This window comes from Pseudomonas sp. NPDC087690, assembly GCF_044743175.1.
Classification (GTDB): Bacteria; Pseudomonadota; Gammaproteobacteria; order Pseudomonadales; family Pseudomonadaceae; genus Aquipseudomonas.
Genome location: NZ_JBIUVX010000016.1, coordinates 32,758 through 54,225, shown reverse-complemented (window position 1 = coordinate 54,225; position 21,468 = coordinate 32,758). Strand labels below are relative to the sequence as shown.

The window sequence follows — 21,468 nt, the reverse complement described above, 5'->3', positions numbered from 1 at the left end:
ATGGGCAAATGAGCGGGCCGCCTCCCAAGGACAGAAATGGCACTGTGGTAAGTGAGATTAATGTTTGGCTCTGTCGGGATAGTTGATCTGGTAGCGCGTACTACGACCGCCCCCCGGCAAGCGTTGCAGGCAACCTTTCTCCAGCAACTCCGCAAGATGCCGGGTCGCCGTGGCCTTCGACACTTTCGCCACCGCTTGATATTGCCCGGCACTGATGCCGTGCTCAAAGCCCCGCTCGCCGCCGTCGAGCAGGCGGTTAAGCACTTTAACCTGCTCCGCCGAAAGTTCGGACTCACGGTGTGCCTGCCAGAAACGCGTCTTGCCCAGCACGCTTTCAATTCGAGTGATGGCTTGTTGCAAACTGCTTAGCAACGTTTGCAGGAACCATGTGAGCCATTCAGTGATATCCAGTGTGGCTTTCTGGCTCGACTCCAGAATCCGGTAGTAGCCGGAACGATCATCCAGAATGCTCGCCGACATGGCGTAGAAACGGATCGCTTGAGCTTCGCCTTGCGCCAGTGCCAGATCAGTGATGGTGCGGGTCAGGCGACCGTTGCCATCGTCGAACGGATGCAAGGTAACAAACCAGAAATGGGCGATGCCCGCGCGAAGCATCGGGTCGAGTGCTGTCTGATGCTGGCTGGCCTCGAACCATTGGAGAAATTGGTCGAGCTGCTGTTCAAGACCTTGGCGTGGTGGGGCTTCGAAATGAACGGTCGGGCGATCAATGCGACCCGAAACCACCTGCATTGGCTCGTCACCGCGTAGCGCGCCCACATGCATTGAGCGCGCAGTAAGGTCAGCCTCTTGATCAGGAAACAGCCACTGGTGCCATTCCAGCAGGCGTTTCAGGGTCAACGGATCGGCGAGTCGACGGGTGGCATCCAGCATTAGCTGCGCCAGACCTTCACTGCGTTGACTGACTTTATCGCCGTCGATCAACTCCAGGCCCAAACGTCGCGCCAAAGATGAACGCACGGAGCCGACATTCAGTTGCTCACCTTCGATGGCCGAAGACGTCACGATATTCTGCAAAAGGGCATCCAGTTCGGTCTGAGCCCCCAGAGAGTCACCTACTGAACCGGCCATCCCCATCAACTGACCCTGTGCCTGTACACACTCGCGCAACAACGGCGTCAGGCGTTCTGCCTGCCAGTTGAAGTCGGGCCAATCGGGCTGCTGCCAGATCCAGTGAGTTGCCATTCGTTGTCTGCCTTGAGTCCGTGAGCCGAATAGAAAAGCTATTCGGCTCATTTTGTGAGCCGAATATGACGGCTATTCGGCTCGCCGTCCACCGGATTGGCTTGATTCCTACAGTAAAAGCACATGTATCCGATTGTTAAAAAACCGCCGAATCGCTAATCTTCGCGCCTTCTACGACCCCATAGTCACGGGTCTTTCAGACGAAACGCAGTTTCACCGCTGTGAAGTACCGAGGATCGGGTGCAAGGTTTCGTTCAGGCATGGCAGGAGGCATCACATGCGTTCATTTCTTTGGCTGCTGATCGGCCTGGCCTGCGCGCCCGCGTTGCTGGCTGCGCCGAGTGCCGAGTTGTCGGAACCGGTGGGTGGCTGGCGCTATCACGGCCTGCTCGATCGCACGGAAAACCCGCAAGTCGCCTACCCGACGCCGCCGATCGATCGCGGCGTCCAGCGCAATCGCACGATGATCCAGGGCCAGCTCAAAGCCATCGGCCACATGCGCCCGCCGCACAGTCTCGCTGTGAATGGCAATCCACTGAATCTGTACACCGACGACCAAGGGCGTTTCGCCCGGCCGTACGCGTTCGGTGCCGGCTCCAACAGTGTTGAAGTGATCAGCGCCGAGGGCCAGTCGCTCAAGCGCGTGCAATTTTATGAAGCAAATAACTTGCGCACGCCGGCACGTATTCGTCTTGTCTTGGGCTGGGACGATCCGAAAGCCGAGCTCGATCTGCACATTGTCACCCCCGACGGTCAGCATGCGTTCTGGGCGCGTCCGGCGTTGAACAATGGCGGCGGTCTCGACCCGGATGGCGTCGATGGTCCGGGCCCGGAAATGTTCACCATGACCGCGCCGCTGCACGGCACCTATCTGGTTTACGTCAACTATTGGGGCAACTTCGGCAACGGCGGCTATAACTTCGAGGAGACCAGCAATCAGAACGAGGTCATTACCTCGCAAATCACGCTGGTGCTCAACGAAAACACCGTCGACGAAAAACGCGAAACGTTCATCGTGCCCCTGCGGGCGATCGGTGATCTGCTGCTGGTCAAGACTTTCAACTATTAAGCATTCCGCCACGGATGAAATCCTGAGCTTTGGGAAATGAGCGAGAAGATGAGCGATAACACTGTTACTTCGGCTGCCGACACGCCGGCGGCCAAACCTTCGCGACGCTGGCCGCTGTTGCTGGCCGGGTTGTGCCTGGTGGCCGGGGTGGCGGGTGGTTTTGGCTGGCTGCTGCTCAAGCCCAAGGCACCGCCGGCGGAATTGGCCAGTGACAAGCTTGGCCTGAGCCGTCCGGATGCGTTGCTGGAAACCCGCTCGCTAAGCCAGTTGCCCAAGGACTTGCTGACCGTGCCGTTTCTCAAAGCCACGCTCACCGAAGATTTCGTCTTCTATTACGAAACCCACGCCGACCGCCTCGGGCTGATCGGCAGCCTGCGCCGGATCATCTACGAGCATGACCTGAAACTGCAGGACAGCTTGATCGAAGAACTTTTCGATCAACCGGCCGACGTCGCGTTGTGGCGTGGCGCGGATGGTCGCTTGAAGGATTTCCTGCTGGTGATGGACCGTGGCGGTCTGGCGAAACTGCTTGAGCCATTGGCAAAGGTTGCGCTGGATGACACGCAGCTAAGTCAGATGGGCGAGCTCAAGGTCGGCGGCGACACTGTGCCGCTGTACCAACTGACCTATAACGCCAGCAAAGCCCTGTTGTTCGCCTCTCGCGGCGACAAACTGGTGGTGCTGTCCAATCCGGCCAAGTATTACGACCCGGAAAGCGGCGTCTCCGAAGAGTCGGGCCACGTCTCGCCACAAGCGCTGGCGGCGTTGCTCAACGGCGAAAAACTGTTCCCTGAGGCGTTCGGTCTGCCGGCTAAAACCCCGGAAACCAAGCAGCGCCTGTCGGTCAACTCCAGCGTTCTCGCGATGGGCTATCAGCGTTTCATCCCGAACTTCGCCGGGCTGCGTTTCGACATGGACGACAAGGGCTGGCACAGCTACCTGGCCATGGACGAACTGGAAAACCAGCCGGACTTCGATTTCAAACCGGTCTGGCAGGCGATGCCGCTCGGTGCCAGTGCCTGCGTGACCTTGCCGGTCGCGGCCGAACCGCAAAAACCATTGCTGGTGAAGCTCGGCGCTGAAGAAGCTGTGGCGCAAACCCTCACCGAACACGTGGCCGGCGCGGCGGGCCTGTGCTGGTACGCCGATTCGCGTTTGTACACGCCGTTGCTGGTGGCCAGTCTGAAAGACGAGGACAGCAGTAAACTCGATGGCGATCTCGGCAAGCTGTTCGGTTCGATGGTTGGTGCGTTCGAGGCCAATGTCGAAGAAAACGTCTTCCCCGTGGTCGAGAAACAGGAAGGCCAGAACCGCGTCTGGCAGCGTCAGGTCAGTTCCAATTTCGGACCCTACGCGGCGAAGACTGCGGAGAACCCGGACGCGATTTCCGGCAAGGCATTCATGAAAGTCAGCCTCGCTCGCCACGGTTCGACGCTGCTGTTTTCCCTCGATGACAAACTCGTCGACAAGGCCCTCGGCACCCTCGACAAACGCTTCCCGCCGATGGCCGACGTGCTGCCAAAGGATGTGCTGATGCCGATCTACTTCGGCCCGGATTCGATGGCGCAACTGATGCAGCAGGAAACCCTCGACAGCCTGCCGCAGGACATGGAACCGGTGTTCTATAACGCCGCGCAAACTTACCTGATCCCGAAACTGCGCACCCTTGGCGGCTACGGCAAATATGCCCTGACCTTGCCTGAAGGCAGCGAGCCTGACGGTCACTGGCAATGGTTGCCGCTGGAATGGAAAGCGCTGTGACGGCACTGATCCGCAGCCTCGGCTTGTTCGCGCTGTTACTGAGTGCGGGCGCCCGCGCCGTCGACTCTCTACCTTTAAAAGCGCCGGCGCTCGACCCTGCGCAATCCCAGGTGTTTCGCGCCTGGTTCGTGCGTATCGCCCAAGAGCAACTGAGCCAAGGCCCGAGCCCGCGCTGGTATCAGCAGGACTGTGCCGGGCTGGTGCGTTTCGCTGCCAACGAAGCGCTGAAAGTCCATGACGACAAATGGCTGCGCAGCAATGGCTTGTCCAATCGCTATCTGCCGCCAGAGCTGTCGCTCAGCGATGATCAGCGCAAGCTCGCCCAGCAATGGCAGCAGGGCGGCGGCAAGGTTGGGCCGTACGTCAACGCGATCAAACTGATTCAGTTCAACAGCCATCTGGTCAGCCGCGACGTGTCGCAGGCGCGGCCCGGTGACTTGATGTTTTTCGATCAGGGCGACGACCAGCACCTGATGATCTGGATGGGCCGCTACATCGCCTATCACACCGGCAGCACCACCCCGACTGACAACGGCATGCGTTCGGCAAGCCTGCAGCAACTCATGACATGGAAGGACACCCGATGGATACCCGACGCAGCCAACCCCAACTTCATCGGCGTCTATCGACTGAACTTTCTCTCCCAATGACCGGTGCCCGCATGTTGCGACTCTGCTCCCGAATTCCTTTGCTGCTGGCGCTGTTGCTGCCACTGGCCAGCGTCAACGCCGAAGACTCGGTCGAGCCGAGCGGCTACACGCCGGTCTCCGGTGAAAGCTTCTTCCTGCTGGCCGATAGCAGCTTTGCTGCCGACGAACAGGCGATGGTGCGCCTCGAAGCGCCGGGCCGTGATTACCGTCGTTTCCGCATGGAACCGTATGGCGGCGCCGACATTCGCGTGTATCGCATCGACAAGCCGCTGGATTTCCTCAAGCGCCAGAAGAACCTGCATCGTGTGGTCAGCGACGGCCAGTTCAAGGGCGAAGGACTGTCCAACACCCTCGCGTACCTGTGGGACAACTGGTACCGCAAATCCCGTCGGGTGATGCAACGCGCGTTCTCCTATGAGTCACGCAAACAGGTCACCGAAGAAGTGCCGGAACTGAAAATGGGCAACGCCATCGCCGCGCCGACACCGTACGACGCGCAACCGCAGTTTGCGTTGATTCCAGGTCTGCCGGTGGTTAGCCAGTTCCGTTATCCGTTGTGGCAGGCCAAGCCGATTCAGCCGCCAGCCGGGGTCAATCTCGCGGGCTCTTCCAGCGATTTCGTCAGCGTCGCGCCGGGCAACGTTTATATCCCCTTGGGTAATCTGAAACCGGGTCTGTATCTGGTCGAAGCGCTGATCGGCAAGTACCGCGCGACCACCATGGTGTTCGTCTCCAACACCGTCGCAGTGAGCAAGATTGCCGGTGATGAACTGCTGGTCTGGGCTGCGCGCAAACACGAAGGCAGCTCGGTGCCGAAGGTCAATGTGCTGTGGACGGATGGCCTCGGCGTGATGAGCAGCGGTGCCACCGATGCTGATGGCTTGCTGCGGCTGAAACACGTCAGCCCGGAGCGTTCGTTCGTCATCGGCGAGGATGAAGAGGGCGGCGTATTCGTCTCGGAAAACTTCTATTACGACAGCGAAATCTACGACACCAAACTTTATGCCTTCACCGATCGGCCGCTGTATCGCCCGGGCGATTGGGTGTCGCTGAAAATCGTTGGTCGCGAATTCAAGAATGCGCGGGATTCGGTATTGCCGGGGGCGGCAGATGTCACGGTCAGCGTGCTCGATGCCACCGGCACCGAGCTGCAACACCTTGACCTGAAACTCGATTCGAAGGCTGGCACTCAGGGCCGTTTCCAGTTGCCGGACAACTCGGTAGCGGGCGGTTACGAGATCCGCTTCAACTACAAGGATCAGGCCTACAGCAGTGCTTTCCGTGTGGCGGAGTACATCAAGCCGCACTTCGAGATTTCGCTGAACCTGGCCAAGCAGGATTACCGCACCGGCGAGCCGGTCAAAGGCAGTCTGGTGTTGCTATACCCCGACGGCAAACCGGTGGCCAACGCCAAACTGAGCCTGAGCCTGCGCGCCCAGCAACTGTCGATGGTCGACAACGAGCTGCAATACCTCGGGCAATTCCCGGTGGAGTTGACCAGCACCGAACTGACTACCGACAGCAAAGGCAGCGCGGCCCTTGATCTGCCGGCCGCCGACAAGCCGAGCCGCTACATGCTCACCGTGTTCGCCAGCGATGGCGCGGCCTATCGGGTCAAGACCACCAAGGAAATCCTCATCGACCGTGGCGCCGCGAGCTTCCGTCTGAGTGCGCCGCAACGCTTCAGCGCGGTGGGCGACAAAGTCGCGTTCAGCTACGCCAACGAAGGCGGCACCGAGCAAAGCAAAGCGGTGACGCCGAGCACCTATGGCTGGGTGCGCCTGGAAGACCAGAGCACCGGTGAAGGCAAACTGGCGGCGACGGATAAAGGCTTCAGCCTCGCTTTCGAGCGTCCAGGCACCTACAACCTGACCTTGAAAGATCAACACGGCCGCGTGCTCGGTGCCACCGGGCATTCGGTCACTGGCGACGGCGTCAAAGCAGTGCCGGGCACCGTGGAAATCGTCCTCGATAAACCTGAGTACAAGGCCGGTGATGAAGCGCTGGCGCTGATCACTTTCCCGGAACCGGTCAGTGATGCATTGCTCTCGCTGGAACGTGACAAGGTCGAAGCCACGGCGCTGCTGGCCAAGGGCGGCGACTGGTTGAAGCTAGAAAAACTCAGCGACACCCAATACCGCGCACGCATCCCGGTGAAGGATAACTTCGCGCCAAATCTGACCTTCTCCGTGCTCTACACCAAGGGCGGTCAGTACAGCTTCCAGAACGCCGGGATCAAAGTGATCGCGCCGCAAATCGACGTGGCGATCAGCACCGACAAAGCGGTGTATCTGCCGGGCGATACCGTCACGGTTGACCTGACCACGCAGTTCGCCGGCAAAGCCGTTCCGGCGCATCTGACTGTCAGCGTCGTAGACGAAATGGTTTATGCGCTGCAACCGGAAGTCGCGCCGACCATCGACCAGTTCTTCTATCACCCGCGCCGCAACAACGTGCGCACCAGCGCCAGTCTGTCGTTCATCAGCTACGACGTCGCGTTGCCGGGCAGCCCAGGCGCACCGGGCAAAGCCAACCGCAGCGAGCGCGGGGTGAAAGTACTGGAGCGACCGCGTCGTGAAGACGTCGATACTGCGGCGTGGCAGCCAGAGTTGTTGACCGGAGCCGACGGCAAAACCCGCTTCACCTTCAAGATGCCGGACTCGCTGACCCGCTGGCGCATCACCGCCCGCGCGATCGCCGATGATGGGCAGGTCGGGCAGAAGAAGCAGTTCGTGCGTTCGGAAAAACCGCTGTACCTGAAGTGGAGCGGGCCGAGCAAATTCCGTAAGGGCGATCAGCCGCAACTCGGTGTGTTCGCGTTCAGTCAGGCCGAGAAACCGGTCAAGGCTGAACTCGTGACCCACTACGCTGGCGCTGAACAACGTGTCCCGGTGACCCTCAACAACGGCATCAATTACCTGCCGCTGCCAGCATTCGCCTTGGCTTCCGGTGATTGGACGGCTGAACTGGTGCAGGATGGCAAAACTGCCGACTCCCTCGCCGTGCGCCTGAGTGCGACCGGTGACGGCTGGCAAGTGACGCAGACGCAAAGCCTCGATGTCGCCAGTGGTGATACGCCGTTGAGTCTGCCGCCCGACGCCACGGATATTCGCCTGCGTCTGGATGACAGTCCGCAAGCGCTGTTCCGTTCGGCACTCGATGATCTGCTCAGCTATCCGTATGGCGGCGTCGAGCAAACCGCCAGCCGTTTGCTGCCGTTGAGCATCGCCTATCCATCACTGGCGTCGAATCCGCAGATCCGTGATCGCTTGCGGCTGACCATGCAGAACAGCCGTCTGCGTCTGGTGCAAATGGCCGGGCCGTCGGCGAGCTTCACCTGGTGGGGTTACGACGGTGAGCCGGATGCGTTCCTCACCGCTTACGCCTATTACGCCGACTTTAACGCCAGCCAAGTGCTGGAACTGACCTTGCCGCCGGAGCACTGGCAGCGCGTGCTGGAGGTGTATGCCAAGCAGGCGCCGAACACGCCGTTGCTGCAGCGGGCGCTGATTCTGTCGTTCGCCAAGCAGATGCATTTGCCGGTGAACACACTGCTCAGCGGTTTGATGGACGATCTGGCCAAGGTCGGTGAAGGCAATGCGCAAACCATGCTCGACGATGGCGAAGACAGTCTGGTGATGAGCGATCCGGACTCGGCGCTCGGTCTGGCAGCGGCGCGAGTGTTGACCGCAGCGCTGGCCTCGCAGTCGAAAGTGGCCTTGCCAGATGCATTCAATCATCAGCTGGCTGCTGCGCAACAGCGTCTGTCCGTCAGCTCGCAGCCGTTTGCCGAAGCGCTGAACCTGTCGCTGCAAGCGTTCGATCAGGCACGTGCGCAAGCGCTTTTGCAACGTCTGCTGCCACAGCAATCCACCCTCGAACGTGCACTGGCGCTGACCTGGCTGCAACGCAGCATCGCCCAGGCTTCGCCGACCATCGCATTGACGCCGGGTGAAGGCTGGAAGAAAAACTACGGTGCAACCGGTGAGATGTACTGGACGTGGCAGGGCGCGACGCCGGTCCCGAGCGTATTGACGGTGTCCGGCACGCAAGAGCGTCCGCTGCGCGCGGCGCTGAGCTTCCAGACCCAGCAACCAGCGCTCGATCCAATGGCCGTGACCATCACCCGTCGCCTGTCGCGACTGGTGCCGGGCGATGAAGCGTTCACCTTCAAACTGGAGCCGGTCGGCACCAAGCCGCTGTCCAGTGACAGCCTGTATCTGGACGAAGTGATCCTCACCAGTAAAGCGCCGAAACCGCTGCGCTACGGCATGCTCGAAGTGCCGCTGCCACCGGGTGCCGATGTCGAGCGCACCACGTGGGGTATCAAGTTGCAGGGCAAGGACGGCACCGAGCCGACTGCGCTGGAGAAGGCGCGTTTCGAACCGGGTCAACTGGCTTACGCGGTGCCGGTCGATGCGTTGAGCGGTGAGTTGCGCCTGCGCCATCTGGTGCGCTTCTCGCAGAAGGGCCAGTTCAATCTGCCGCCGGTGCGATTCAAGCAGGTTTACGCGCCGCAACATCAGGCCCAGGAAGCGAAAGCCGCCCTCGGTCAGGTCACGGTCAACTGACATGAGCCGGCCGCTGCTGTGGCTGCTGATGTGTGTGATCCCTGCGCTGGCGACGGCGCAGGATGAACCGTTGCGCGTGGCGTACAAGGGCGAGTTGTTGTCGCTGAATCAGACACAACTGATCGCTCGTGAACCGTTGCCGCCATCGCTGGATACGCCGCTGGGCAGCCTGTGGAAGTTGTTTGTCTACGCGTGGCTGGTGGACACCGGCGCACGGGAGCCGGCATATGAATGTCGCGGACAGTCGAAGGAAGAGGTTTATTGCTGCTCGGCGGGCGGCAGGATCGAGCGTGATCAGGCGCTGGTGAAATCCTGCGGGTTGTATTTCGAGCCTGCGCGATTGGGCATTACGGCGACGGATTGGCGGACCTATTGGCAGGCGCGGCAGGCGCCGTCGTGGTTGCTGGATTTGCCGTCGGTGCAACCGGCTCAACGGGTTTCCGTGGTTGAACTGCTGAAGGTCCTGGCCTCGTTGCCGGCACAGGATCAGGCGCGTCGAGTGCTACTCGACGTGGTGCTGAACGCGGCGGACGGCAATGTCGTGGGTGAATTGGGCGGGCGCCTGCGGGTGAAGACCTGGAGCTGGCTCGGCGATCAGGACCCGCAATCGCGGCAGGGTGGTTTCGCCGGTTGGACGGCGGACGGCTCGCCGCTCTGGGCTGGCGGGCGTGGCACCAGTCAGATGGTCTTGCGCCATTACGGCCAGGCATTGGCGACCGTGTTGCCGGCGGCCTGGCCCGCGGAGGCGGGGCGTTGTGTCGAAGTCAGCCTGTTTTCGAAGTACCCAGTTTCGAAGGTCTTAGCGGGTGATCGCCGCGCGACATCCGGCCCGTTGCAGGGCGACTATCGCGTCGAATTCGCCAACGGCAACGCGCTGGATATCCACAGCGACGGCGAACTGTTTCTGCTCAACGACAAACTCGTCGCAAGGCTTGATCGCGAAGAATACGTCGCCCGCGTGCTGGAACGTGAAGCCAAACCTGAACCCGCCGAAGCCGCCAAGGCGTTGGCCGTAGCGATCCGCACGTACCTGCTGCAAAACGCTACACGTAACGGCGATTGCCTGAGTATCGATGACAGCAGCAACCGCCAACGCGTCGCACCGCGCCCGGCCTCGGCCGAATCCCGCAACATCGCCGCATGGACGGCGGACCTGGTTTTGGCCGGCAGTACGGTCACCTATCACTCCGACCAGCCCGGCCCGGACAAACTCGCCTGGCAACAAGCTGTCGAGCAAGCCAATGCCGGACAGCGTTACGACGCCATTCTGCTGCACGCCTATCCGCGTGCCAGCCTCAGCCGTTGGGACAACCCGGTTGCTTCCTGCGAAGCGCTGCCCGCCGCGCAAGACTGGCTGCAAAAACAACGTCGCGGCTGGCGTCCGACACTGGAAAGCGAAACCGGCTACAACGAAGTCAGCACCTTCGCCGTGTGCAAACTCGCCTTCGGTCGGCCCTTCGTTGATCGCGAACGCCAACGTATTTACGTGCGTGGCGTACTGACCCTGCAGGATCGCCTCGACCTGACCCACGAATATCTGCATCTGGCCTTTGAAGCACATCCCAACGGCCAGGATGAAACCTACATCGAAGGGCTCGCCCGTCACCTTTTGCTGGAATAGACCATGACACTCCGCTATCCACAGGTCTTGCTGCTGCTCTGCACATTGACCGCGCTATCGCCGGCCATCGCCGCCGACAGCGTCAAACTCGACACCCCGGTCGGCGGCTGGCGCAGTGGCGCCCCCGAAGGCGAGGGCGAAAGCTTCCGCCAGACCGTCAACTACCCGGCCTCGTCGGTCAATACCCCGGTGGGCCAAGCCAACACCGCACGCATCAGCGGCGAGATCAAAGCTGCGCGGAAGGACAACGAACCCGGTCGCCTGATCGTCAACGGCGTGAGCATGCCGCTGAAAATCGATGACAGCGGCCGCTTTGACCGCCCGTTCTCCTTCCCCAACGGCAGCAACAGCGTCGAAGTGCGCAGTCCCGACGGCCAGCAACGTCATCGCACGCAATTTCTCAACACCAGCGGCGGCGCCACCCCGGCAAAACTGCGCGTACTGCTGGCGTGGGACAGCGATGGCACCGACCTCGACCTGCACCTCGTCACTCCTGACGGCGCGCACATCTGGTACGGCAACCGCACCGCACCTAACGGCGCCGCGCTCGACGTCGACGTCACCACCGGCTACGGCCCGGAAATCTTCGCCATGCCGGCACCGATCAAGGGCCAGTATCTGGTGTATGTGAATTACTACGGCGGTGGCTATCGCGGGGATGACGAGGGTGGAGATGAACCGGTGCAGCCGCTGACCACGGCGCAAGTGACGGTGATTACTGAGGAAGGCACGCCGAGCGAGAAGATGGAGACTTTTCTGATCCCGATGCGCGCGGTGGGTGAGCTGACGTTGGTGAAGTCGTTCAGTTATCCGTGAATCAACGGATCAGTCAGGAAAAACACCGCACAGCGCATTCCCTTCGTAACCGTGAACGATCGGCCCCAGCACCATGAGTGGGCCACAGGCGTAGAGCGGGGATGGCACTGATTGTCGGGTGTTGAGCAGAACGGTCTCCCTCCCGAACTCGTCACTGCCGAAGGATTGCTCGGAGTACGAGTGGCAAACCGGCAGCTTCAACGGCACCGGAATCACCAGCGCCCAGACAGTGATTCCGCACCATTCGCGGGTGGGCGTCGATGTTGCTGTTCGGGTGATTTGTGGGGTGATTGAGCGGTAACTTTGCGCTCGGTAGGCGTCGGTTTTCAGTGTGACTTTTTCTGGCAGGGAGATGCCTACTCCGACACACCCGGTCAAGCAGAGGCACAGGGCTGTTGCGGCAACGGATTTCAGCTGTGAGTTCAGCGTGCGGGGATTCAATGTCTAACTTCCTTGTGGAGCGTTGCTCGGATTTATAGCCGGCCAACTGCGTTGGACGACAACTTTAAAAGGGGTTTTACGCCAGCCCCAGATACAACGAGCGCAACGTCTGAACCCGGTTGCGGCCCTGATGCTTGGCGCCGTACAGCGCCTGATCCGCCTCCGAAAGCAGACGCGACAGGTCGTAACCCGATTCACGGGTGGTGACCACGCCGATACTGACGCTGAGCAGCCCCGGTTCCAGAATGGAGAGTCCGGCGAAGGCGTGACGGATTCGCTCGGCAGTCTCCAGCGCAGTCGGCTCATCGCATGCGCAGAGCAGACAGGCAAACTCCTCGCCACCGATGCGCCCGAATACATCCTCTTTGCGCACGCTTTCCATCAGGACTTCGCTGAACGCGATCAACGCTTGATCGCCGACAGGATGGCCGTAGGTGTCGTTCAAACGCTTGAAGTGATCCAGATCGCAAAGGAGCAACGCCGCCGGTTCGGCCCGCTGCTGACAGCCGTCCAGCAAGTGACTGCCGTGCTGCATGAACGCGCGACGATTGCCGATGCCGGTCAACGGATCGCTGAGCGCCGCGGCCTTGAGCTTGAGTTCGGCGCGTTCCTTGACCATCGCCAAGGTGATGTAGGCAATGCCGATGACATACAACATCGACTCGAAGAGCATGAATGAAAAAAACGGCACGCCTTCGCCACTGCCCAGCAACGCCTTGGTCACCGGCAGCCCGTCATCGGTCACGCTGCGCACCGCGTAGAAAATGGTGTGCAAAACGGTCAGCACCAACGCCGGCATGAACGCGACGTCCAGGCTGTGACGGTTGCGCCAGAGTTCCAATGTCGTCAGCACGCCATACCCGAATGCCAGGAGAGAGTAGATCAGTACTCGATTCGCCATCGAGTCGTAAAAGGCGGGTATCAGGCACAACAGCAGCCAGACCACAGAACCCGCCAAAATGCCTGGCAGGTAAGGTTGGCGACCCGTCAGCGTGCGCATGGCCGTCCAGTTCATCGCGGCGCTGAGCAATAGAACAATGTTGCCGAAGATGATCGGAACGAAATCCACCCCGCGATCCCGCCAACTCACCAGCACCACGCCCAGCGCGCCCAACAGCATCATGCTGCCGAGGTAGGCCAGCGGCGATTCGCGGGTTTCGCGATACCAGGCGTGCAGCGTCAACAGCCCCATCAAAAAGAAGACGAAGACGGAAACGACCAGCAGGGTCGGGATATGCAGGGCCATTCCATGGATTCCCGTGAGGCTCAATACCGGAATCCGGCCGGGGTCGGGGATGCGGGTAAAAACAGAGGGGGTGATTATGAGGCGGGATTTAGCACCGTGGGGGTCGGGTTTGGCAAGTGTTGGGTTTTAGAGGCGCGGCAATGGTGGGGGTGTATCAAATTGGGCAGTAGCTTTTTGCACAATTTCAGCATCATTGTTGAGGGTGAGGCTGTTCAGCGTTGCGGCGGAAGTCGATCTTGCGCGACATCGTAAGCAGCCTCTCGTTCTCGCTTCCCGATAGCCACAACGAACACCAGGACTTCCTGATCAAGCACCTGATAAATCTAGCGGTAGCCTGCGCTTTTGAGCTTCACTTTGTAGCAGTCCGGGAGTTCGCGAAGCCGGTTGGCCTCTATCCGAGGGTTTTTGAGAACCTCTGCGAGCTTCTTTTTAAACTGCTGGCGAATTGTGTCGCCCAGCTTGTCCCACTCCTTTAAAGCACGGCGATCAAACTCAAGGTTTATAGGTCATCCAGACTGACCTTGACTCGCTGCGGTGCAGCGAGACGCTCCGTGACTACAGCGATGAGTGCTTCATCTTCATCACTGATCAACGCCGTCTTGAAAGGCAATTTGCCTCGCTCGGCGACGTATTGAAGCGTTTGGCGCAAAAGCTCGGAGGGCGTTACACCGAGTTTTTCCAACTGTTCGAAGGATCGCTGCTTGAGTTCGTCATCAATTCGAATATTGATGGAGGCCATGATGAAATACCTGTAATGACAATTGTCTTTACGCTATCAACTGTATTCTGTGCTGGGCAAGAGATGATTTGAGTTCTAGACGGGAGGGCGGCATTTCTGAGGCATTAAAAAGCCGGCTTGTGGCCGGCTTTCTAGCAATCCATAGCGTCACACGGAGTTCCCTAAAACCCTAGATATTACTGGGGTTTGAGCCTAATATCATTCCACAAGTGTCCACTGAGAATCGTTGAAAGCCACGATTTAGGTGTGGGTCAGGGTGTGGGTCGGAATGAAGAGGGCTTTTATGGGTAAGCTGACAATCAAGGCAATCGAATCACTTGTCCGGTCTGGAGAAACTGGGAAAACCAACGACGGCAATGGTTTGTATTTCCAGATAAGTAAAGCGGGCGTGTCCAGTTGGATTTTCCGCTACAAGCTTCAAGGCAAAGGTCGTGAAATGGGCTTGGGCCCTTATCCAACCATCACTCTTGCGAAGGCCCGCGAACTGGCTGCAGATCAACGCAAGGTTTTGGCTGCTGGTTCTGACCCTCTGGCGGCCCGCGATGAAGGGCGAGAAGCAAAGCGCGAAGCGGAGCGACAAGCGCAGACGCGTCGTGTGACCTTTGAATCGCTTGCTATCGAATACCTCAATGCTCATGGTTCTGCCTGGTCGGAAAAGTGGCGTAAGGGCTGGCTGCGAAAACTGGAGTTGTATGCCTTCCCCATCATCGGCAAGTTGCCTACTGCTGAAATTCAGACCGAGCAGGTCCTAAAAGTACTACGTCCCATCTGGGCAACCAAGACTCGCACCGCCGACGAGGTGCGTGGACAAATCGAGCAGGTCCTAGATGCTGCCAAGGCGCACAAGCTGCGTGATGGCGACAATCCGGCACGCTGGCGCGGGCATCTGGACAGCCTGCTGAGCAAGGTAGAAAAGAAAAAAGCCCGCCAGCGCCAACACTTCCCAGCGATGAATTGGAAGGATGTGCCAACGCTTATGGTCAAGCTGGCGTTGGACGAATCTCGCGCCTCTGTTGCGGCTCGACTGCTCATCCTCACTGGTGCGCGCGCGCTCATGGTCCGCTTTGCAAAATGGTCGGAGTTCGACTTGAAGGCCGGTATTTGGTCGCTGCCTGCTGAACGGATGAAAATGCGACAGGCCTTCAACATTCCCTTGGCTCCAGAGGTAGTCGAACTGCTAGAAGCTCTGCGGTCCGACGAGGAAAGCTCGTACCTTTTTCCTGGTCAGGGCAAGACTGGCGTTATGCATACCAACGCCATCCGCAACCTGTTGCACGGTTTAGGGCATGACGACGTGACCCGTCACGGCTTCCGGTCGAGCTTCCGCGACTGGGCAAGCGAATACACTCAGTATCCTCGTGAGATCTGCGAACTGGCCTTGGCCCACGACGAGCGTGACCAGACCGAGGCCGCCTACTCCCGATCCGAGTTCATCGAGAAGCGCCGCACCTTGATGGCTGATTGGGCAAAATTCATTACCACGCCGCCATCGGCAAACGTCATTCAAGGCGACTTCAAGCGCGCCTGATCAAATCACGATCACTCTAGTCCGCATGGGCGAAAAGCGGGATTGCCTACCGTGCTGACTGGTCACTACTAATGTAGGTCGCCTGTGGAGGCGCAGCAGTGGAAAAAATTGACCGAGTAAAAGACTTGCCGCTTTGGTTCGATCTGGAGAAGTACCGCCAAGCTGAAACGTTCGGGGAGAAAGAGTGGTTCGAGCAACTGGCTTATAGAAAGTGGTTGTTGATGAACAATCCGGAATACCCTGTTCGTCAGACTATAACGCGCGCTATCGTCAAGGAAATCACCTACAAAGATGAGAGCGGTGAAATGGTACCGGACGGAGCATCATTGTTCTCCGGAGAGGTCGCTATCGATCACGCCGAAGCCATGGCTGAATGGAGAAAAGGGGTTGGGAAAGCTGCCGCCGCTTTGCGCGCTGCCCCATTTGCTGTTGAACAATTGGATCATGAATGCATCAAGAAGGCGCATCCTGTAACGATCATGACCATTGGTGATCTAGGCGGCGTACTGGTACAGGGGGCCATGGCGGAAAGGAAGCCTGGGTGCTCGTCCCTGTTACAAGATTACATAGATACTTTTCAGCTCGAGGAGGTTAGCCGTAAGGCTGTATACCATCGGCCCTTTGCACTTGAGTCAGTAACCAGAGCGGCCGTAATGGTTAATCTCGGTGCAACCGATGGCGAGATTAAACTAGCATTTGATGCGTGTCTCAAAGAGGTCCGAGCCAACCAACAGGCCAAAGCCAAGCGTGAAAAACCATCTTATAAAAATTGGGCGCGTTACGGGTTGTTGCCCTATCTCGACCTACTAATCTGGTCGATGGAAACTGATACTAATATTATCGACCGGGTAATGTCTGCAGCGATAAGCGCCTATGACGCTGGTGAGGGTAATCTCCGCACCACCCTAGCCCCGTTGGCTGCCGAACTGATGAGTAGTCTGTCGGCGCTTCAAGCGTTGGTTGCTGTCCAGGCGCGGGCCAATCCAGAAGTTTTCGATGACTGAATTTTTGCACAAAGACTCAAGGACTGAGTCTTTGTGCAAACACTCGACTGTCGAATCTCAGATCGAATTCACCCACTTTGGTCTATTCAATGTGTAGCCAGCTGCAGCGCATCGCTGTGGCGTCGAGAGGAAGACGACAATGGCTGCCACTAACAAAGCAAATGCCCACCAGACCGCCGTTCAGCGCCAGCAGCGCATGATTTGGCGACTCCCTACTGTGAAGTTTGCAACGGGTTTGGGGCGTTCCAAAATCTATAATTTGATGAAAGAGGGCCGCTTTCCGAAAGCCCGCCGTATCGCTGGTGCGCATGTTGTTGGCTGGGACTCGTTGGAGGTAGAGGCCTGGATTTCCGAGCAGTTGGAGTGCCAATAATGAAAAGCGGCCACTCCTTGTTGTTTCATGATGCTCTCCAAGCCGTTTATGGCCCGATTGATTGTCTGCCGATGCCAGATGGCAATATCCATCGCTTCCATGTCCCCGGTGATAAGACGGGCAGTACGAACGGCTGGTATGTGTTGTTTGCCGACCGCATCGCTGCGGGCTGTTTCGGTAGCTGGAAGGCCGGTGGCGTTTACAAATGGCGCAGCCGTAAACCTTTCAATCATCTGGAGGCTCAGATGATCGCCCAGCGCTTCAAGCAGGCCCGGCAGCTGCGGGAGGCTGAGGTGCGTAAGCGCCAACAGGCGGCCACCGTCGAAGCAATGCGCTTGTGGAATGCTGGCGCACCAGCTGATCCCGATCACCCCTATCTGACCCGCAAGGGTACTAAGCCATACATCCTGCGCCAGCGTGGCGACGTGTTGTTGGTTCCGCTGTGCCTGAATCGCCAGTTGGTTAGCTTGCAACGTATTTATCCGAACGGAGGTAAAAGTTTCCTACGCGGCAGCATGTTCAAAGGCTGCTATTCGCCCTTGGGCATCATCACTGCTGGCCAGCCGCTGTACGACTGCGAGGGTTGGGCTACTGGCGCCACCATTTATGCCGAAACTGGGGCCGCCGTGGCTTGTGCAATGAATGCTGGCAACCTCTTGGGCGTTGGTCAGCGACTACAGCGCCAACACTCAGACGCCGTGCTTATCGTCGCCGGCGACGACGACCGCCAGACCGAAGGCAACCCAGGCAGGACTGCCGCCACCATGGCCGCTGCAACGCTGGGCTGTGGGCTGATCTTCCCGCCCTGGTCTGGTGACGAGCCACTGGAGCTTTCCGACTTCAACGATCTGCACCAATGGCGGAAGGCCAACGCATGAGCACATCCAACGTAAGCCCGCTGGTGCCCGAGGCATCGCCTGCGCCCGACCCCATCGCAAACGCCATCTCGAAGCTTAAGCACGATCCCGGTGCCGTGTTTGAAGCTGAAGTGCTTGTTCTCCTTCGCCAAGTTCGCGATACCGACCCGGCACGTTGGGCGCGTTACCGGCAGGCCATCAAGGAACTTGGTGTCGTGAGCATGGTTGACCTGGATAAGTTGACCGGCACCAGCAGTCCCAAAGAAGCCGGTAACGCCGAGCTGTTCCCCGAGGTGAAGTTGTGGCCCGATTCGGTGGACGGCGCCGCGCTGTTGCATGAAGTGGCTGTTGCCATCCGTGACCACGTCATTGCTGATCCGGCGACAATCCACGCCGCTGCGTTGTGGGTTGCCTTCACTTGGTTTATCGACGTGGTGGACGTGGCTCCCATTGCTAACATCACCGCGCCGGAAAAGCGTTGTGGGAAGACAGTAATGCTGGGTGTGTTGGCACGGTTGGTCTACCGTCCGTTGGCGGTTTCCAACATCGCCCCGGCAGCGTTGTTCCGTGCCTTGGAACTGTGGACGCCATCCTTGATGCTTGACGAGGTGGATGCCTTCCTTGCCGCACATGAAGAAGCGCGCGGCATCCTGAATGCCGGCTTCACCCGTGACACAGCTTACGTAATTCGCTGTGTGGGCGATGATCACATGCCAACCTGCTTTAACGTATGGGGTGCGAAGGCGCTGTGCGGCATCGGTAAAATTGCCGACACCCTCGCTGACCGCAGCATCCCGCTACGCCTGCGCCGCAAGCTGCCGGGGGAGCACACGGTGAAGATTCGTCATGCCAACGCAGATCACTTCGCAACCTTGGCGGGCAAGTTTGCCCGTTTCGCCATCGACAACCGGGATGCAGTACGCATCGCCAGGCCGGCAGAGATCGAAGGCTTGAACGACCGGGCGAATGATTGCTGGGAACCGCTTCTGAAGATTGCGGAAGTCGCTGGTGGTGACTGGTTGCGCCTTGCTCGTCAGTCTGCGGTCACGCTTCACGGCCTCGAGGAGGAAGCTCCGAGCGTAGATGCCGAACTGCTGAACGACATTCGCACCGCTTTCACGGAAAAGCATGCCCTCAAAATGTTCGGAGAAGACCTTCTCATTGCTTTGTTGGCTGATGAAGAAGCGCCTTGGGCAACCTGGAACCGTGGTCGTCCTATGACTCGCCGTCAGCTCACCGGCCGCATGGATGGTTTTGGCGTTAAGTCGAAAGATGTGCGTATTGGGTTAGATGTTAAAAAAGGCTTCGAGCGTAGCGACTTCGAAGACGTATGGAAACGCTACCTTCCCGCCACCACCTCCGCAGCTACCGCTACAACGCTACAGCCCAACAACCATAAGGCTTTGAGCGATTTTTCGAACGCTACACAGGTCACGTCTGTAGCGAAGCAAAACACGCTGAAAGCCAGTAGTTCCGAGGCTTGTAGCGTTGTAGCGGATCAAAAGGCGGTACAGCTCGAAGACGACACTGCGGAGTTCTTCTAACCGTGGCCGCCCTGGACTATTTGCGCCAGGCTGGCCTAGTCGTGGAGCTGGTGGGCGAGCGACTGCGCGTCAGCCCTGCATCGCGTATCAACGACGAGCACCGCCAGTACCTGAACAAACACCTCGCCGAGCTTCTGGCCGAATTGGAAGTCGTCAACGATCCGCAGATCGCGTCAGTAGCGCAGCAGGAGCAGCCGCAACATGTCATCCGCACTGCTGCAACGGCCACATATGAGTGGCAGCAGTCCCGCGACTTGTACATCGGCCATCTGATGAGCTGCCGTGCCTGTCACGCACCGACAGTTCGCTACTGTGCAACAGGGGCAGCGCTGCACCAGCGTTATGACAACACTTCGATGGAGACAACCTCATGAGCGAATCACCCAGTATTCCTAAGCTCGACGATGAAACGCAGTCTCAATTTCAGGCCCGCATAGCGATCACTCCGGAGTGCCTGAGCGCCGCCGTGCTGGTCACGTGCAAGCACTTTGATGAGCCGGTTACAGAGATCGTAGAGGAGCTCAAGCGCCAAACCGCCGCAATGAACAGCGGCGATATGACGCGTGCGGAGAATATGCTCTTGGCTCAAGCACATACTCTTGATGGGCTGTTTGCCAATCTGGCGAGTAAAGCAATGGTGGCAAATCATTTGGACCGAATGGATAAGATTTTGCGAATGGCGCTCAAGGCACAGAGCCAAAGCCGCGCCACCTTGCAGACCCTGGCCGAACTCAAAGCGCCGAAGCAGATTGCCTTTGTGAAGCAGGCCAATATCGGCAATCAGGTCCAGGTTAACAACGGTATTCATGAGAAGCCCGCGCGCACGCGGAAAACCCAAAACGTGCAGAACGAACTATTGGAGGTTGAGCATGGCGAACGGCTGGACACCCGAGCGACGGGCACGGCAGGCGGAGCTGATCCGGCAATGGCGACCTTGGGAGCAGAGCACCGGTCCTAAAAGTCCGGAAGGCAAAGCTACTTCCGCATGTAACTCGTGGAAAGGCGGAGTCGAACCGCTATTACGCGACCTGGCGCGTGTGTTGCGTGAACAGGACAACGCTCGCCGCCAACAACAGGACTGACCTGCAAGAGCATTATCGTTTTATCTTCGGTACCACATAGCGCGTATGCGCTGTCAGCTCCAGAAGAGACTCCAACTGACCGACCGCCCTGAGAATTTGATAGATGTCCGAATTATCGACATCCGTGTGCTTGCTGACGTAATCGGCCAAGTAGGTCTGCGACTTGCACTCGACCCCATTACGACAGCAGGCCAGATAGGCGAACGATTCGGCCTCCAGCTCCTCCTGTGAGTGGGTCATGCGCGGTCGATCGGGAATGCTGAGCCGTTCGTCAGGGTCGAGGTGGCCTAGGAAAAGGTGGCCAAGTTCATGGACGGGTACTGAACTGCACGATGGGGGAGTGATTCTGGTTGAGTTTCATTAGGTACTCACTGGGCTTCACGGCCTTTTTATTCTTGCCCTTCTTGGCTGACAGTTTTTGCGTCATCTCGATGGAGCCGGCACTTTTGTCACCGCCATCGAAGTAGTGGTACTCGATGCCTTTGCGTTTCATTAGCAGCAGGAAGCGTTGTATGTGCTTCTTGGTGATCTCTCCGCTGGCCTGGTGAAACTGGCGTCCACAGGCAACGGTTCGCCCTCGGTATCCTGCACATCTTAGACCAGCGCCACTGGCCCGAATGGCCACAGAATGAGCAAAGGTCGCGCATCCCGTTTCGGACGCCGGGTGAAGCGTTCGCGCCAGTTGAGCGCCGAGACGGCATAGCTCAGTCCTGGCTTCTGGATCTGCAATAGCATGGCATTGAAAGGCGCGAAATTCCTGAGCTGAACCACGAAGTTGAGCAGGTTCAGATACTCGGCACTGCTGTGATATAGGCGTGAGTCGTCGAGTAGCTGATCCAGCAGTGAACGAGCCGCCTCGGATTCGAATAGGTCTTGCTGATGCATCATGATACGAAGCCCTACTCCTTGATTATTTTGGTCAGGCTAGTCGATTGGCGGTTTCAGGGAGCAACCGGCAAATGC

General features: G+C 58.8%; 20 protein-coding genes and 1 pseudogene. 13 read left to right on the top strand and 8 right to left on the bottom strand.

Annotated elements, in window-relative coordinates:
• Nucleotides 1–57: 57 nt before the first annotated feature.
• Nucleotides 58–1,203: a Fic family protein gene (locus ACIPIZ_RS16905; RefSeq protein ID WP_401166194.1), complete on the bottom strand. Its 1,146-nt coding sequence runs from the start codon at nt 1,201–1,203 to the stop codon at nt 58–60.
• Between the two features lie 277 nt (nt 1,204–1,480).
• On the opposite strand from ACIPIZ_RS16905, the gene ACIPIZ_RS16900 reads away from it, so the two are divergent.
• The 6 genes from ACIPIZ_RS16900 to ACIPIZ_RS16875 are packed head-to-tail and all read left to right on the top strand — an operon-like array spanning nt 1,481 to nt 11,691.
• Complete coding sequence (locus ACIPIZ_RS16900; protein ID WP_150648532.1) at nt 1,481–2,272, top strand: YfaP family protein; 792 nt, start codon at nt 1,481–1,483, stop codon at nt 2,270–2,272.
• A gap of 48 nt (nt 2,273–2,320) precedes the next feature.
• Nucleotides 2,321–4,033, top strand: a complete 1,713-nt coding sequence (locus tag ACIPIZ_RS16895; protein ID WP_401166192.1) for a DUF2138 domain-containing protein — start codon at nt 2,321–2,323, stop codon at nt 4,031–4,033.
• Nucleotides 4,018–4,683, top strand: coding sequence for a DUF1175 domain-containing protein (locus tag ACIPIZ_RS16890; RefSeq protein WP_401166230.1), 666 nt, complete (start codon nt 4,018–4,020; stop codon nt 4,681–4,683). Before ACIPIZ_RS16895 ends, ACIPIZ_RS16890 begins: the two co-directional genes overlap by 16 nt.
• Nucleotides 4,680–9,254, top strand: coding sequence for an alpha-2-macroglobulin family protein (locus ACIPIZ_RS16885; RefSeq protein WP_401166191.1), 4,575 nt, complete (start codon nt 4,680–4,682; stop codon nt 9,252–9,254). The genes ACIPIZ_RS16890 and ACIPIZ_RS16885 overlap by 4 nt, the downstream gene beginning before the upstream one ends.
• Nucleotide 9,255: 1 nt before the next feature.
• Nucleotides 9,256–10,875: a DUF2300 domain-containing protein gene (locus ACIPIZ_RS16880; protein WP_401166189.1), complete on the top strand. Its 1,620-nt coding sequence runs from the start codon at nt 9,256–9,258 to the stop codon at nt 10,873–10,875.
• 3 nt (nt 10,876–10,878) lie between these two features.
• Complete coding sequence (locus ACIPIZ_RS16875) at nt 10,879–11,691, top strand: YfaP family protein (protein WP_401166187.1); 813 nt, start codon at nt 10,879–10,881, stop codon at nt 11,689–11,691.
• Nucleotides 11,692–11,700: 9 nt separating this feature from the next.
• Here ACIPIZ_RS16875 and ACIPIZ_RS16870 read toward each other — a convergent pair whose 3' ends face one another.
• The 4 genes and pseudogenes from ACIPIZ_RS16870 to ACIPIZ_RS16855 form a co-directional block, all read right to left on the bottom strand.
• Nucleotides 11,701–12,132: a hypothetical protein gene (locus ACIPIZ_RS16870; protein ID WP_253481695.1), complete on the bottom strand. Its 432-nt coding sequence runs from the start codon at nt 12,130–12,132 to the stop codon at nt 11,701–11,703.
• 76 nt (nt 12,133–12,208) lie between these two features.
• Nucleotides 12,209–13,378: a GGDEF domain-containing protein gene (locus ACIPIZ_RS16865; protein WP_401166185.1), complete on the bottom strand. Its 1,170-nt coding sequence runs from the start codon at nt 13,376–13,378 to the stop codon at nt 12,209–12,211.
• Nucleotides 13,379–13,590: 212 nt separating this feature from the next.
• Nucleotides 13,591–13,881 (bottom strand): annotated as a pseudogene (locus ACIPIZ_RS16860) (type II toxin-antitoxin system RelE/ParE family toxin).
• Nucleotides 13,878–14,117, bottom strand: a complete 240-nt coding sequence (locus ACIPIZ_RS16855; protein WP_201198182.1) for a type II toxin-antitoxin system RelB/DinJ family antitoxin — start codon at nt 14,115–14,117, stop codon at nt 13,878–13,880. The pseudogene ACIPIZ_RS16860 and the gene ACIPIZ_RS16855 overlap by 4 nt, the downstream one beginning before the upstream one ends.
• 283 nt (nt 14,118–14,400) lie before the next feature.
• Here ACIPIZ_RS16855 and ACIPIZ_RS16850 point away from each other — a divergent pair, with 283 nt between their 5' ends.
• The 7 genes from ACIPIZ_RS16850 to ACIPIZ_RS16820 all read left to right on the top strand — a co-directional run bounded on the left by ACIPIZ_RS16850 (nt 14,401) and on the right by ACIPIZ_RS16820 (nt 20,381).
• Nucleotides 14,401–15,645, top strand: a complete 1,245-nt coding sequence (locus ACIPIZ_RS16850; RefSeq protein ID WP_401166183.1) for a tyrosine-type recombinase/integrase — start codon at nt 14,401–14,403, stop codon at nt 15,643–15,645.
• A gap of 98 nt (nt 15,646–15,743) precedes the next feature.
• Nucleotides 15,744–16,649, top strand: a complete 906-nt coding sequence (locus ACIPIZ_RS16845; protein ID WP_401166181.1) for a DUF6387 family protein — start codon at nt 15,744–15,746, stop codon at nt 16,647–16,649.
• A 139-nt stretch (nt 16,650–16,788) separates the two neighbouring features.
• Complete coding sequence (locus ACIPIZ_RS16840) at nt 16,789–17,022, top strand: helix-turn-helix transcriptional regulator (protein ID WP_401166179.1); 234 nt, start codon at nt 16,789–16,791, stop codon at nt 17,020–17,022.
• A complete protein-coding gene (locus tag ACIPIZ_RS16835) occupies nt 17,022–17,900 on the top strand; it encodes a toprim domain-containing protein (protein WP_401166177.1) in 879 nt (292 codons plus the stop codon). Before ACIPIZ_RS16840 ends, ACIPIZ_RS16835 begins: the two co-directional genes overlap by 1 nt.
• Nucleotides 17,897–19,423 carry a DUF3631 domain-containing protein gene (locus tag ACIPIZ_RS16830; RefSeq protein WP_401166175.1) on the top strand — a complete coding sequence of 509 codons (1,527 nt, stop codon included), beginning with the start codon at nt 17,897–17,899 and terminating at the stop codon, nt 19,421–19,423. The genes ACIPIZ_RS16835 and ACIPIZ_RS16830 overlap by 4 nt, the downstream gene beginning before the upstream one ends.
• A 2-nt stretch (nt 19,424–19,425) precedes the next feature.
• Complete coding sequence (locus ACIPIZ_RS16825) at nt 19,426–19,797, top strand: hypothetical protein (RefSeq protein ID WP_401166173.1); 372 nt, start codon at nt 19,426–19,428, stop codon at nt 19,795–19,797.
• A complete protein-coding gene (locus tag ACIPIZ_RS16820; protein WP_401166171.1) occupies nt 19,794–20,381 on the top strand; it encodes a hypothetical protein in 588 nt (195 codons plus the stop codon). Before ACIPIZ_RS16825 ends, ACIPIZ_RS16820 begins: the two co-directional genes overlap by 4 nt.
• Before the next feature lie 136 nt (nt 20,382–20,517).
• Here ACIPIZ_RS16820 and ACIPIZ_RS16815 read toward each other — a convergent pair whose 3' ends face one another.
• The 3 genes from ACIPIZ_RS16815 to ACIPIZ_RS16805 form a co-directional block, all read right to left on the bottom strand.
• Nucleotides 20,518–20,745 carry a hypothetical protein gene (locus ACIPIZ_RS16815; RefSeq protein WP_401166169.1) on the bottom strand — a complete coding sequence of 76 codons (228 nt, stop codon included), beginning with the start codon at nt 20,743–20,745 and terminating at the stop codon, nt 20,518–20,520.
• 67 nt (nt 20,746–20,812) lie between these two features.
• On the bottom strand, nt 20,813–20,998 hold the full coding sequence (locus ACIPIZ_RS16810; RefSeq protein ID WP_401166167.1) for a hypothetical protein: 186 nt from the start codon (nt 20,996–20,998) through the stop codon (nt 20,813–20,815).
• Nucleotides 20,999–21,099: 101 nt separating this feature from the next.
• Nucleotides 21,100–21,393, bottom strand: coding sequence for a hypothetical protein (locus ACIPIZ_RS16805; RefSeq protein ID WP_401166165.1), 294 nt, complete (start codon nt 21,391–21,393; stop codon nt 21,100–21,102).
• Nucleotides 21,394–21,468: the final 75 nt, after the last annotated feature.

Coding starts and splice junctions, on each gene's coding strand:
- ACIPIZ_RS16880 (WP_401166189.1), top strand. CDS start 9,256: ATGAGCCGGCCGCTGCTGTGGCTGCTGATGTGTGTGATCCCTGCGCTG.
- ACIPIZ_RS16865 (WP_401166185.1), bottom strand. CDS start 13,378: ATGGCCCTGCATATCCCGACCCTGCTGGTCGTTTCCGTCTTCGTCTTC.
- ACIPIZ_RS16820 (WP_401166171.1), top strand. CDS start 19,794: ATGAGCGAATCACCCAGTATTCCTAAGCTCGACGATGAAACGCAGTCT.
- ACIPIZ_RS16810 (WP_401166167.1), bottom strand. CDS start 20,998: ATGAAACGCAAAGGCATCGAGTACCACTACTTCGATGGCGGTGACAAA.
- ACIPIZ_RS16815 (WP_401166169.1), bottom strand. CDS start 20,745: ATGACCCACTCACAGGAGGAGCTGGAGGCCGAATCGTTCGCCTATCTG.
- ACIPIZ_RS16835 (WP_401166177.1), top strand. CDS start 17,022: ATGAAAAGCGGCCACTCCTTGTTGTTTCATGATGCTCTCCAAGCCGTT.
- ACIPIZ_RS16875 (WP_401166187.1), top strand. CDS start 10,879: ATGACACTCCGCTATCCACAGGTCTTGCTGCTGCTCTGCACATTGACC.
- ACIPIZ_RS16855 (WP_201198182.1), bottom strand. CDS start 14,117: ATGGCCTCCATCAATATTCGAATTGATGACGAACTCAAGCAGCGATCC.
- ACIPIZ_RS16895 (WP_401166192.1), top strand. CDS start 2,321: ATGAGCGATAACACTGTTACTTCGGCTGCCGACACGCCGGCGGCCAAA.
- ACIPIZ_RS16900 (WP_150648532.1), top strand. CDS start 1,481: ATGCGTTCATTTCTTTGGCTGCTGATCGGCCTGGCCTGCGCGCCCGCG.
- ACIPIZ_RS16805 (WP_401166165.1), bottom strand. CDS start 21,393: ATGATGCATCAGCAAGACCTATTCGAATCCGAGGCGGCTCGTTCACTG.
- ACIPIZ_RS16885 (WP_401166191.1), top strand. CDS start 4,680: ATGACCGGTGCCCGCATGTTGCGACTCTGCTCCCGAATTCCTTTGCTG.
- ACIPIZ_RS16890 (WP_401166230.1), top strand. CDS start 4,018: ATGGAAAGCGCTGTGACGGCACTGATCCGCAGCCTCGGCTTGTTCGCG.
- ACIPIZ_RS16905 (WP_401166194.1), bottom strand. CDS start 1,203: ATGGCAACTCACTGGATCTGGCAGCAGCCCGATTGGCCCGACTTCAAC.
- ACIPIZ_RS16850 (WP_401166183.1), top strand. CDS start 14,401: ATGGGTAAGCTGACAATCAAGGCAATCGAATCACTTGTCCGGTCTGGA.
- ACIPIZ_RS16840 (WP_401166179.1), top strand. CDS start 16,789: ATGGCTGCCACTAACAAAGCAAATGCCCACCAGACCGCCGTTCAGCGC.
- ACIPIZ_RS16830 (WP_401166175.1), top strand. CDS start 17,897: ATGAGCACATCCAACGTAAGCCCGCTGGTGCCCGAGGCATCGCCTGCG.